At 68.0% G+C, this 11,785-nt stretch carries 13 protein-coding genes and 2 pseudogenes; 7 read left to right on the forward strand and 8 right to left on the reverse strand.

The features are described from left to right. Positions 1–201 precede the first annotated feature (201 nt). The 3 genes from ACZ7L9_RS18360 to ACZ7L9_RS18370 are packed head-to-tail and all read left to right on the forward strand — an operon-like array spanning position 202 to position 2,711. Complete coding sequence (locus ACZ7L9_RS18360) at positions 202–1,035, forward strand: ABC transporter substrate-binding protein (protein WP_471416187.1); 834 nt, start codon at positions 202–204, stop codon at positions 1,033–1,035. Beyond that, on the forward strand, positions 1,032–1,886 hold the full coding sequence (locus ACZ7L9_RS18365; RefSeq protein WP_471416188.1) for an amino acid ABC transporter permease: 855 nt from the start codon (positions 1,032–1,034) through the stop codon (positions 1,884–1,886). Before ACZ7L9_RS18360 ends, ACZ7L9_RS18365 begins: the two co-directional genes overlap by 4 nt. Positions 1,887–1,946: 60 nt before the next feature. Then, positions 1,947–2,711 (forward strand): amino acid ABC transporter ATP-binding protein, encoded by a 765-nt coding sequence (locus ACZ7L9_RS18370; protein ID WP_471416189.1) that lies wholly within the window; start codon positions 1,947–1,949, stop codon positions 2,709–2,711. 172 nt (positions 2,712–2,883) lie between these two features. Here ACZ7L9_RS18370 and ACZ7L9_RS18375 read toward each other — a convergent pair whose 3' ends face one another. The 6 genes and pseudogenes from ACZ7L9_RS18375 to ACZ7L9_RS18400 form a co-directional block, all read right to left on the reverse strand. After that, positions 2,884–3,363, reverse strand: coding sequence for a DUF3515 domain-containing protein (locus ACZ7L9_RS18375; RefSeq protein WP_471416190.1), 480 nt, complete (start codon positions 3,361–3,363; stop codon positions 2,884–2,886). A gap of 223 nt (positions 3,364–3,586) precedes the next feature. Then, positions 3,587–3,811 (reverse strand): helix-turn-helix domain-containing protein, encoded by a 225-nt coding sequence (locus ACZ7L9_RS18380; RefSeq protein ID WP_393301587.1) that lies wholly within the window; start codon positions 3,809–3,811, stop codon positions 3,587–3,589. Then, positions 3,811–4,446: a DUF2975 domain-containing protein gene (locus tag ACZ7L9_RS18385; protein ID WP_471416191.1), complete on the reverse strand. Its 636-nt coding sequence runs from the start codon at positions 4,444–4,446 to the stop codon at positions 3,811–3,813. The genes ACZ7L9_RS18380 and ACZ7L9_RS18385 overlap by 1 nt, the downstream gene beginning before the upstream one ends. Positions 4,447–4,556: 110 nt before the next feature. Continuing rightward, positions 4,557–4,798, reverse strand: a pseudogene (locus tag ACZ7L9_RS18390) (site-specific integrase); the annotation flags it as partial. Continuing rightward, positions 4,799–5,062, reverse strand: a complete 264-nt coding sequence (locus ACZ7L9_RS18395) for a DUF397 domain-containing protein (RefSeq protein WP_471416192.1) — start codon at positions 5,060–5,062, stop codon at positions 4,799–4,801. Further along, the gene (locus ACZ7L9_RS18400) at positions 5,059–5,880 is read right to left on the reverse strand and encodes a helix-turn-helix domain-containing protein (RefSeq protein ID WP_471416193.1); all 822 of its coding nucleotides are present in this window, start codon (positions 5,878–5,880) and stop codon (positions 5,059–5,061) included. The genes ACZ7L9_RS18395 and ACZ7L9_RS18400 overlap by 4 nt, the downstream gene beginning before the upstream one ends. 111 nt (positions 5,881–5,991) lie before the next feature. On the opposite strand from ACZ7L9_RS18400, the pseudogene ACZ7L9_RS18405 reads away from it, so the two are divergent. The 3 genes and pseudogenes from ACZ7L9_RS18405 to ACZ7L9_RS18415 all read left to right on the forward strand — a co-directional run. Then, positions 5,992–6,399, forward strand: a pseudogene (locus ACZ7L9_RS18405) (ATP-binding protein); the annotation flags it as partial. A 220-nt stretch (positions 6,400–6,619) separates the two neighbouring features. Continuing rightward, on the forward strand, positions 6,620–7,405 hold the full coding sequence (locus ACZ7L9_RS18410) for an ABC transporter ATP-binding protein (RefSeq protein WP_471416194.1): 786 nt from the start codon (positions 6,620–6,622) through the stop codon (positions 7,403–7,405). After that, a complete protein-coding gene (locus ACZ7L9_RS18415; protein ID WP_471416195.1) occupies positions 7,405–9,972 on the forward strand; it encodes an FtsX-like permease family protein in 2,568 nt (855 codons plus the stop codon). Before ACZ7L9_RS18410 ends, ACZ7L9_RS18415 begins: the two co-directional genes overlap by 1 nt. Positions 9,973–10,134: 162 nt before the next feature. On the opposite strand, the gene ACZ7L9_RS18420 is transcribed toward ACZ7L9_RS18415, so the two are convergent. Both ACZ7L9_RS18420 and ACZ7L9_RS18425 read right to left on the reverse strand, forming a co-directional pair. Continuing rightward, complete coding sequence (locus ACZ7L9_RS18420) at positions 10,135–10,545, reverse strand: VOC family protein (RefSeq protein WP_471416196.1); 411 nt, start codon at positions 10,543–10,545, stop codon at positions 10,135–10,137. Between the two features lie 82 nt (positions 10,546–10,627). Then, the gene (locus tag ACZ7L9_RS18425) at positions 10,628–11,020 is read right to left on the reverse strand and encodes a helix-turn-helix domain-containing protein (RefSeq protein ID WP_471416197.1); all 393 of its coding nucleotides are present in this window, start codon (positions 11,018–11,020) and stop codon (positions 10,628–10,630) included. A 210-nt stretch (positions 11,021–11,230) separates the two neighbouring features. Between ACZ7L9_RS18425 and ACZ7L9_RS18430 the strand changes: the two genes are divergently transcribed. Further along, complete coding sequence (locus ACZ7L9_RS18430; RefSeq protein ID WP_471416198.1) at positions 11,231–11,755, forward strand: RipA family octameric membrane protein; 525 nt, start codon at positions 11,231–11,233, stop codon at positions 11,753–11,755. Positions 11,756–11,785: the final 30 nt, after the last annotated feature.

Genomic DNA, 11,785 nt, shown 5'->3' on the forward strand with positions numbered 1-11,785 from the left:
TTTGGGGAGGGGTAAAGAAGATCAACGGTGGACTTTCCTTCCGGCCTGGGCCACGGTGGGCCGACCCACCGCTCGCTCGAGATCACGGCATCGGGCCACCACTCCGATCCGTGCGCTCTCGATACGTCCACGCCTGCCCACGCCTGGCTGCGGCTCCTTACCAGCAGCGTCACCGTCCCTCCACGCACAAGGGGAAGCCCTGTGAACTCGTACGGAAGACTCGCCCGCCGCTCCACCCCCCTCGCACTCGTCGCCTGCCTGGCCATGGTGACCGCGGCCTGCAGCGGCGGCAGCGGGGGAGCGACCACAGCGGGCGGGGTGAAACTGGTCAAGGCCGGTCGACTGACCACCTGCACCCACCTGCCCTACCCGCCCTTCCAGTCGGAGCGGAACGGCAAGGTCGTCGGCTTCGACGCCGACATGATCGACCTGGTCGCCAAGGACCTCGGCGTCGAGCAGACCATCGTCGACAAGTCCTTCGAGACCATCAAGACGGGCGCCGACCTCAACGCGGGCATCTGCGATGTGGCCGCCGCCGGCATGACCATCACCGACGAGCGCAAGCGGAACATCGACTTCTCGACCCCCTATTTCAACGCCACTCAGGCGCTGCTCGCGCGGAAGGGGGTGACCGCCGGTTCACTGGACGAGATCAAGGCCGGGAAGGTGAAGCTGGGTTCCCAGTCGGCCACGACAGGCGAGGACCAGGCGCACGCGCATGGTCTTGACCCCCAGTCGTTCGAGAGCTCCGACGCCGTCCTCAACGGGCTGCGCACCGGGCAGGTCGATGTGGTCATCCTGGACTATCCGGTGGTTCAGAACTGGCTCAAGGACCCCGCGACCGCAGCCCGGCTCAAGCTGGTCGGCACCGTGCAGACCGGCGAACGGTACGGCTTCGCGGTGAAGAAGGGCGGCAATCCCAAGCTGCTCGCGGCGATCGACAAGGCGATCGAGAAGGCCAAACAGGACGGGACGTACAAGAAACTCTACGAGCAGTGGATCGGCCCGATGCCCGAGGAGGCGATGGCCCGGTGAGCGCCGCCCAGACCTCCACCACACCGACCCGGCCGGAGAAGAAGACCGCGCCGCGGCCCGCGCTGTCCCCACGCCGCCGGCGCCGCATCGCCCGCGGGATCCAGTACGCGCTCCTGGCCGTCGCCGTACTCCTCGTCGCCACCCTCACCGACTGGCATCAGCTGCAGCACCAGTTCCTCGAACTCTCCGTGGCCCGGCGGATGTTCCCGGACCTGATCACCGTGGCGCTGACCAACACCGTGGCGTACACCCTGTCCGGATTCGGGGTCGGTCTCGTCCTCGGTCTGGTGATCGCCTTGATGCGGTTGTCCTCGGTGGCGCCGTACCGCTGGCTGGCTTGCGTCTACATCGAGTTCTTCCGCGGTCTGCCCGCCCTGCTGATCTTCATCTTCATCGGGGTCGGCGTTCCGCTCGCCTTCCCCGGCGTGATGATCCCCGGCGGCGCCTACGGTCAGGTGGCCGTCGCTCTCGGCCTGGTCGCGGCAGCGTACATGGCCGAGACCATCAGGGCCGGCATCCAGGCCGTGCCGCGCGGCCAGATGGAGGCGGCGCGGACACTGGGCATGTCACGCGGCCTGGCCATGCGCTCGATCGTCATTCCGCAGGCCTTCCGGATCATCGTGCCGCCCCTCACCAATGAACTGGTGCTGCTGTTCAAGGATTCCTCTCTCGTGTTGTTCCTGGGCGTCACGCTGGAGACCCGCGAACTCACCAAGTTCGGGCGTGATCTGGCCAGCGAAACCGCCAACACCACTCCGATCTTCACCGCCGGTCTGTGCTATCTGCTCATCACCATCCCCCTGGGATATGTGGTGCGTCGCCTGGAGGCACGCCACGCGAAAGCCAGATGACGGGTGAAAGCCACGCAGGCCTTGAGCGACACCACAACCGGAAGAGGCGAAGGCACACACATGACGGCAGCGATCGAGATCCAAGGACTGCACAAGTCGTTCGGTGATCTGGAGGTGTTGCGGGGCGTCGACTTCACTATCGAATCCGGCGAGGTGGTCTGCGTCATCGGCCCCTCGGGCTCCGGGAAGTCCACACTGCTGCGCTGCGCGAACCTCCTCGAACAGCCCACCCAGGGGCGGGTGGTCGTCGGCGGCACGGACATCACCGACCCGGATGCGGACATCGACCGGGTACGACGCCGCATCGGCATGGTCTTCCAGCAGTTCAACCTCTTTGCGCACCTGAGTGTGCTGGAGAACCTGACGATCGCACAGCGACGGGTGCTCCGACGCGGGAAGGACGACGCCGTACGCGTGGCACGGGAGAACCTCGCCCGGGTCGGACTCGCCGACAAGGCGGACAGTTACCCCGCGCAGCTCTCCGGCGGACAGCAGCAGCGGGTGGCGATCGCCCGGGCGCTGTCGATGGGACCGGAGCTGATGTTGTTCGACGAGCCGACCAGCGCACTCGATCCGGAACTCGTCGGCGATGTGCTGAGTGTGATGCGTGGTCTCGCTGATGAAGGCATGACCATGATGGTCGTCACCCACGAGATGGGCTTCGCACGGGAGGTCGCCGACCGGGTGGTCTTCATGGATGGCGGCGTGGTCGTGGAGCAGGGCCGCCCCGACGAGGTACTGGGGGCCCCGCAGCATCCCCGGACCCGTGCCTTCCTCGCCCGTGTCATCCACCCGGGCGAGGCGGGTGCCGCCGCGCCCCGATAGCGGGGCGCGGCGCAGGCTTTCCGTCGTGCCCGTTGGGCGCAGAGGACCTCGGCCGGGCTCGCGGGTCGCGCCGCCCGGCGCCGACACGGCCAGTACGCCGTGCCGACCCTCTGACGATGCAGCAGAATTCGTCCTCACGCACAAGCGGAAGGGGAGCCGGGGCCACAGAAGCTCAGCTCCGTTTCGTGCACGCTTTCCGCTTCGCCGGCCCCGACACGATTCCGGACAGCTCGCCGATGACGGCGTCCTTGTCCTTGATCCGCTCCGACACCGTGACCTCGGCCGCAGGACTACGCCCATACGACAGAACCGTCTTCACTCCGCCGTGGGTCTTCTTCTCGTTCACGACCCAGTCGACCCCCTTCACCGACGTGCACGAAGCCGACTCCGGAACATCCGAGATGTTCCCGCACCGGAGAACAACATCACCGTCCCCCCACACGGCCGTCCCCTTCGGGCCGGAGTCGTTGCGCTCATAACCCCCCAGCTTCTGCGGTGCCTTGCCCACCAGGCTGGAGCACGTGGCGCTGTCACCCCCCGGAGCCCCCGACACGTTGTAAGAACGCGACGAAGTCCCGCACGCCGCAAGAGCAGCAGCACACACAGCCATCACGCCGACCTGTGCCAGACGTCGGCCAGAGGTCATCTCCATGAGTCATCCCTTATCCAGGTGCGTAGTTATGGGCGTTCTTCGGTCGAGGCAACACCGCAGGACGCCTGCCACCCCGGCGCGGTGCTGCAGAAATCGTGAGGGTGCGGTTCCACTCGGTTCTGGCGCGCCATGCCGGCCCCTGAGGCAGCACAACCATGTACTGGCGGTTGACGGTACGCGGCACTCTCTCACGGAACGCTGACAACGCCAGTGGCCGGGGGTGTCAGTCCGTGCGAACGCTGAGCAGGTCGCCGGGCTGGCAGTTCAGTTCGCGGCAGAGCGCGGTGAGGGTGGAGAAGCGGATCGCCTTCGCCCGGTCGTTCTTCAGAACGGAGAGGTTGACCACCGTCACCCCGACCCTGGCTGCTAGTTCGGACAGGGTCATGCCGCGCTCGGCCAGCAGACGGTCCAGGTGGACCTGAACCCGATGTTCTTCCTCCGGCGGCATCAGACCAGCCCCTCGGTGTCGGCGCGTAGCTTCGTACCGCGCCGGAAGACCTCACCCAGGGCCAGGATGAGGAAGGCGAGCAGGACGTACTCGCCGGTGAAGGTTACTGAGAAGGGGATCTGATCGGCCATGGTGGTGCCGCTCACCAGTGCCTCCGTGGTGAGCGCCGGCAGCACCGGGGAGAGGACGGCCTGCACCAGCACCGTGAGTCCTATGACGCTCAGGCGACGGGCGTTCTTCGGTACGAAGACGTCGCCGCCGCGCAGGGTCCTGGCCATCTGAAAGAGGAGGGCCAGGATGAGGAGCAGGAGCAGGCTGCCGATGAACTCCGGCAGCGCGAGCAACAGACGCTGGCCCAGGTCGGGATGGGTGAGGACGAGGTCGGCCTGGTGAGTGCCGGTGAGAGTCATGCCGTGGCCCGCCACCGCGTCGGTCACGGTGCCCGGTACCCGGGTCGTGGTCTCGACCTCGACCTCGCGGGTGCCTACCGGGTCGATGAGGCCGACCACCCCGAGGACCGGGAGCAGCGCCCCGAAGACGCCGACCAGCAGAGCGGCCAGGCCCAGAGCTGCTTCCAGCAGCCGATTGTCGGTCCGGCTCCACCAGGACTTCGTACCCATGGTTCCCCCTGCCATCCGCAGCACCATATCGCTTATCGATATTATCGAAAAGCGATATGCGTGCTGTCAAGCCTCGGGAGCGGCAGAGGGTCAGATGGTTCTCATGAGCCCATTCGATCACCGCAGCGCTGCAGTGTGCGGCGGATGGCGGAGGTGCCCCGGTCGAGGTCGAGGTCTCCGGGCGCAGGCCGAGGAGTTCGCCCTTCCGGAGTCCGGTGTGCAGGGCGAACTCGAACCGTGGCTGTAACCGGTGACTGCTGGCGGCGGCCAGGAAAACGCGCGCTTCTTCGGTGGTGAGGGGTTCGAAGCGGCGGGGGCGGGGCGTGCCGGTGCGGGCGTTGCGGGCGACGTTGCTGGGTGTTCGGTCTCAGGCCGTGGCGTCCAGGAACGCGGTCCAAGCGGCGGGGGGAACGGTGAGGACGGGGCCGTCGGTGACCTTGGAGTCGCGGATGTGGACGGCGGCGGGGTGGGTGGCGACCTCCACGCAGTTGCCGCCCTGGTCGGTGCTGTAGCTGGACTTGTGCCAGTCGTAGGCGATTTCGATGCAGTCGCCGCCCTGGTCGCTGCTGTAGCTGGACTTGAACCAGGCGAGTGTGGCGGAGCTGGGGTCCGGGTGTGCTGCGCGGGTCATGACTCTCCAAGCAGTTCGTCCAGTAGGCGGGCGCTCTTCTCGACGGAAAGCGCCTGCGAACGCAGCATCCCATATTTCTGCTGGAGGACGCTGACGTCGTCTGGGTCTTCGTGCAGGTAGCTGGTCAGCTGACCCTCCACATAGGCGAGTTGGTCGTGATCGGGAGTCTCCAGCAGCACCATCGGACCCGCGAGCCCGGCATGCTTCGGGAGTTTCATCGGCATGATCTGGAGGCCCAGAAAGGGGAGTTCCATGCACCGGCGAAGATGCTGGATCTGGTCCCGCAGCATGGCGGGGTCCCCGATCTGGCTACGCAGAATGCTCTCCTCCAGCAGGAAGTGGAGCATGGGGCGGGGCTTGCGTTCGAGGAGCCTCTGTCGGTCGAGTCGGCCCGCGACCCACTCCTCCTGCTCGTCCTCTTCGAGAGGTGGATACAGGCAGGAAAAGACGAATCGGATGTACTCCTCGGTCTGGAGCAGCCCTGGCACCACCTGGCTCTGGTACGAGAGCAGCGTCACCGCCTCCTGCTCATACTCCACGAAGTCCTGCGCGAACGCCGGGAACCGCTCTTTCTGCGGCACCTTCGATACCGCGACCTGTAACACCCCCCTCGTATCGAACAGTTCGTCCAGTTGGGCCGCGAAGTCCGCCTGGAGCGGCCTGCGGCCCTGCTCGATCGACGCGATGGTGTCCTCGCCAACGCAGCACTGATCAGCCAGCGCCGTCTGTGTCATCCGGGCCGCCCTGCGGAAGGTCGCCAACTGGGCGCCGATCAGGTGCCAGGACGTGATCCGCTTGTTCCTCTTTGCCGATTGCATGAACTGCCTCTCCCCGTCGCGAAACCCGGATGACCCGTCGGGAGCCGTACAAGTGCGTTGTACGACCCTACGCACTGATCAACGATAGTGACTTTGTGTGACCTTGGTCGGGTGAACAAACCAACTCAACTCCCCTACTTCCGCGAGACGCTCCACCGCAGGGAGCGTCGATCCGTCCCACTCGTACGGCAGTTCGTCCGCGAGGCCCTCGTCGACTGGTCGTGCGAGTCCCGCGCCGACGACGTACTGCTCTGCGTGAGCGAACTCGTCACCAACGCCCTGCTGCACGGCGTCCCGCCCGGTCGCGGTTTCCGTGTCCACCTCTACCTGGAGCCGGCCGACGCTGTCCTGCGTGTCGAGGTCCACGACAGCGGCGACGGGGAGGTGCGTCTCGCCGATGCGGGCGCGACGCCCGACGCGGAGGGCGGGCGTGGGTTGCTGCTGGTGGCGGCGCTCGCCGACAAGTGGGGGGCGGGGGAGCGGAACCCCGGCAAGGTGGTGTGGTGCGAATTCGCGGTGCGCGGGCCGGCCCCGTGTGCCCGGCCGGATGGGCCCATTGATGGAAACGTACTTCTGGGACAGGCCGCGGCCCACCGGCAAGCACCGGGTCAACTGCCCCTACCGGCACGGAAGTAGATCGAATACAGAACTACGGACCCCGCTCGGCTCGATGCCGTATACGCTCGAAAATCATCCCCCTGAGACCCGGAATCGCACTATGGAGAGGACACGTCGCAACATGGTGACCGAGACGAGCCGCCCTTCCCTCGACGACGGCGGCAACGCGGTCAACCGGGGGCACGCCCTTCGTCTGGCCGATGTGACCAAGGTGTACGGCAGGAACGGCCGCGGCGTCCGCGCGCTGGACGGGGTCTCCGTGGGGATCGAGCGCGGCTCCTTCACCGCGGTGATGGGCCCGTCGGGCTCCGGCAAGTCGACGTTCCTGCACTGTGCGGCCGGCCTCGACAAGCCGACCACGGGCCAGTCCTACATCGGGGACACCCAGCTCAACGACATGAACGAGACCCAGCTGACGAAGCTGCGCCGGCGGCGCATCGGCTTCGTCTTCCAGGCGTTCAACCTCATCCCTTCCCTGTCGGTCCGCCAGAACGTCGAGCTGCCACTGCGGCTCGCGGGCGAGAGCCTCGACGAGAGCTGGCTCGACGAGATCCTCGGCCGCGTCGGCCTGAGCGGCCGGGCCGCCCACCGGCCCGCCGAACTCTCCGGCGGCCAGCAGCAGCGCGTCGCCATCGCCCGCGCCCTCATCACCCGGCCCGACGTCATCTTCGGCGACGAGCCGACCGGCGCCCTCGACACCGTGACCGCCAAGGAGATCCTCTCCCTGCTGCGCGCCTGCGTGAACGAGACCGGCCAGACCGTCGTCATGGTCACCCACGACCCGGTGGCAGCCTCGTACGCCGACACCGTCCTCTTCCTGGCCGACGGCAAGATCGCCGGACAGGTGGACGCCCCGACCGCCGACCTCGTCGCCGAGCGCATGACACGCCTGGGAGCGTGGGCCTGATGCTGCGCTACGCACTGCAGACGCTCAAGGCCAGGAAGGGCGGCTTCATCGGCGCCTTCCTGGCCCTCTTCTGCGCCGCCGCCCTGGTCACCGCCTGCGGCATCCTCCTGGAGACCGGTCTGCGCGGCACCATCGCCACCGAGCGCTACGCCGCCGCCCCGGTGATCGTCGGCGCCGACCAGAACGTCCACCAGACCACCACCAAGATGAAGAAAGGCAAGGTCAAGGAGAAGCACAAGGCGAAGCCGCTGGCCGAGCGGGTCTGGCTGCCCGCGGGGACCACCGAGACCCTCGCCGGCCTGCCCGGTGTACGCAAGGCGGTGCCCGAGACGAACTTCCCGGCGTACGCGGTCGGCCCCCAGGGCCGGATCGTGCCGGGCATCGACGGCAAGCCGTCCTACGGCCACGCCTGGTCCTCCGCCGCACTGACCCCGTTCGAGCTGACCGACGGCAAGGCACCCGCGGGCGCCGACGAGGTGGTCCTCGACCGGGAACTCGCGGCCCGCACCGGCCTCAAGACCGGCAGCAGCCTCGTCGTCCAGTCGACCGGCGCCCCGACGACGTACAAGGTCAGCGGCATCGCGGCGGCCAAGGGCGGCGACCTGCACCAGCAGACCTCGCTGTTCTTCTCCGACGAGACCGCCCGCAACCTCTCCGGACGGGCCGGCCAGGTTGCGACGATCGGCCTGCTGCCCAAGCCCGGCGTCTCGGCGAGCGAACTCGCGGACCAGGCCAAGAAGGCCCTCGCCGGCGACGGCCGCAAGTACGCCGTCGCCACCGGTGGCGAGCGCGGCCCCATCGAGTTCCTCGACGCGGGCAAGGCCCGGGTCAAGCTCGTCTCCATGGGCGGCGCCATGGGCGGTACGTCGCTGCTCGTCGCGATCCTCGTCGTCGTCGGCACGTTCGCGCTCTCCATCCAGCAGCGCTACCGCGAGCTCGCCCTGCTGCGCGCCATCGCCGCGACCCCCAAGCAGGTCCGTCAGCTGATCGGCCGCGAGGCCCTGATCATCGGCGGCCTCGCGGGCGGACTCGGCTCGGTCGCGGGTCTGCCCATCGCGTACTGGCTGCACGGCAAGTTCATCGACTTCAAGGCCATCCCCGACACCCTCGAACTCACCTTCAGCTTCGTGCCGTTCACCGCCGCCGTCGGCGCGGCCCTGCTCGGGGCTTGGGTCGCGGCCCGCATCTCCGCACGCCGCACCGCCCGCATCCGCCCGGCCGAGGCCCTGTCCGAGGCGTCCATGGAACAGCGCCACTTCGCGTGGGGACGGCTCGGCGTGGGGATGTTCGTCCTGGTCCTCGGCATCGGTGTGGTCGTCCTGCTGGGCTTCCTGCGCACCGAACCGGCCTCGCAGCCCGTCACGTTCCTGTCCGTCGTGGTCCTCGCGGTCGCGGTCTCGCTGCTCGGCCCGGTCATCGCCCGGGTCGCCGTCGCGATCCTCGGGATCCCGCTGAAGTTCTCGCGCGTCGGCGGTCACCTCGCGACCGCCAACGCCCGGGCCAACGCCAAGCGGATGGCCGCTGCCGTCACACCACTGGTCCTGCTCATCGGCATGGCCTGCACCGTCCTGTTCGTACAGACCACCATGGGCGACGCCGCCTCGGCCCAGGCCAGGGCGGGCAACAAGGCGGACTGGGTGGTCGCTTCGAACGGCCCCGGCGTCCCCGCCGAGGCGACGGACGCGCTGCGCGCCGTACCGGGAGTCACCCAGGTCACCGAGATCGTCCGGACCCAGGTCCGCGTCGGCCTCGACAAGTACCCGGCGCAAGGCATCTCCGCGCAGGGACTCACCACGAACTGGGACCCGGACGTCTCCCGGGGCAGCCTCAAGGGCTTCGGGGACAAGAGCATCGCGATGAGCGACGTCAGTGCCGACCACCTCGGCAAGAAGCCCGGCGACACGCTCAAGGTGACGCTCGGCGACGCCACCGTGGCCGAGCTGAAGGTCGCCGCCGTCTACGAACGGGGACTGGGGTTCGGCGACCTGACCATGTCGCACGACCTGGTCGCCCGGCACGTCGACAACCCGCTCGCGTCCTCCGTCCTCGTCAAGACGGCCGGTGACGGCAAGGCGGGCCGCGAGCAGCTGACCGGCGCCCTCAAGCGCTTCCCGGGCACCGGCGTCCTCGACCGCACCCAGGTCGACGACCTCCAGGCCGACGTGCAGCAGTCCAACGCCGAGGTCAACTACCTCGCGATGGGCCTGATCATCGCGTTCACCGCGATCGCCGTGGTCAACACCCTGGCCATGTCGGTCTCGGACCGCACCCGCGAGTTCGCCCTGCTGCGGCTCGTCGGCACGACCCGCCGCCAGGTGATGTCGATGCTCAGGATCGAGTGCGCCCTGATCGTCCTGGTCGCCGCGGTGCTCGGCACGGCCATCTCGCTCGCGGTGCTCACCGCCTTCAGCGTCGGGATGACGGGCGCCGCCCAGCCGTCCGTCGACCTGCCGATGTTCCTCGGGGTCCTCGGCTTCGCCGCGGTGCTTACCGCGGTGGCGACGCTGGTCCCCGGCCGCGTCGCACTCGGCGGACGCCCGGCGGACGTCATCAGCGCCCGCCAGTAGGACGACGCACCACGTCAACACCGCAGGGGTGCACGGGAGTTCAGCTCCCGTGCACCCCTGATTGTCGCACCGTGCGGCGCACGCCTGCACCTCGTTCGTCGCGCTTCAGGAACCAGCAGACCCGAGGCAATTGTCGTGCCGGCCGACCGGGCCGGACGGTCTTCAGGCCCTCAGCTGGGTGAAGCGGATGCGGTTGCCGAAGGGGTCGCGCAGTCCGCAGTCGATTCCGTACGGGCGGTCGGTGGGTTCCTCGGTGAACTCGACGCCCCGGGCAAGCAGCGTCTCGTACGTCTTGCGGCAGTCGTCCGTGGTGAGGATGAGCCAGCCGCCCATCGCGCCCTTGGTCACCAGTTCGCGGACCTGCTGCGCCGTCTCCTCGGACATCGCCGGAGCGCCCGGCTTCTCCAGCAGGATCTCGCGTTCCGGCTGGCCGGGGACGCTGACGGTCAGCCAGCGCATGACGCCCATGTCGACATCGGCGGCGACCTCCAGGCCGAGCTTGCCGACGTAGAAGTCGAGGGCCTCGTCCTGGTCGAGGACGTAAATCTGCGAATGCGTGATGGTGTTGAACATGTGCATCACGCTACGGGGCGGGCCGGCCGAAAACTTATCCAAAACTGCTCAGTCGAGGGACGGTGCCGGTGGTGCGGGGCGGTCAGGCGCTCGGACGCGTCCATGCCATCGTGAAGCACGTCGGTACGTCCGCGGTCGCGGCTTCCTTGCGGTACGTCCTCGGCGACCGGCCGACGATGTCGCGGAAGGTGCGGCTGAAGGTGCCCGGGCTGCCGAAGCCGACTTCGAAGCAGATGTCCGTCACGCTGCGCTCGGTCTCCCGCAGCAGGAACATCGCACGCTCGACACGGCGGCGCTGCAGGTAGCGGTGCGGGGTCTCGCCGAACGTGGCCCGGAAGGTGCGGGTGAAGTGCGCCTGGGACACATGGGCGATCCGCGCCAGGGCCGGGACGTCGAGCGGCTGGGCGTAGGCGCGGTCCATCGCATCCCGTGCCCGGAGCATGTGGCGGTTGGTCTCTTCTGCGGCGCGGCTCACGACGCCATCACACCACGGCTCTCCGCCGTCCGTGACAGATCCCCCACGCGTCCAAATCGCCCGCCTCCGCCTCCGGCGAGATCCGGGACCGCTACGGAGGGCTGCCCGGCCCGGGGTGGACCCCGGCACCACCGTGCCCTCACCCACCAAGCCACTCCTCAAGTAAGTGAATCGGCCCCGGTGTCCCGCACCGTTCGGCATGCTGGTGACATGAGCGATATCGGGGATGCGTTGTGGAACACAGCGGTCGGTCCGTCAGATTACTCGGAGGCCGATGATCGGTACCGGCAGGCGGTACTCGACCAGTACAAACTCTGCGTGGAGATGGCTGACCGGGTCAGTTCCCGGCGCAACCTGACCAACACTTTCTTTCTGTCGCTCAACAGTGCGGTAGTGGCGATCGTGGCGGCGGTCTCGGGCGGCACCCTGGCCGACATGTCGGTCTGGGTGCTTCTGGCCGGACTGGTGATCCTGCTCGCCCAATGTGCTGCGTGGTTCGTCATGGTGCGCTCGTATCGGCAGCTCAACGCCGCCAAGTACGCGGTGATCGGAGCCTTCGAGGAGCGATTGCCGGCCTTCGCGTACTCCCGGGCTGAGTGGGGGGCGCTTGGTGAGGGCCGGGACTGGCGCAGGTACCTGCCTTTGACGCACGTCGAGCAGTGGGTGCCGGTCATCTTCGGTATTTCCTACCTTGTGGGTTTCTGTGCCATCGCCGCAAGGCCGGTGGGAATGTAAGCGAGAAGGGTGGAGGGGGCGACGATGGAC

It is taken from the genome of Streptomyces sp. NPDC111516, assembly GCF_055635345.1.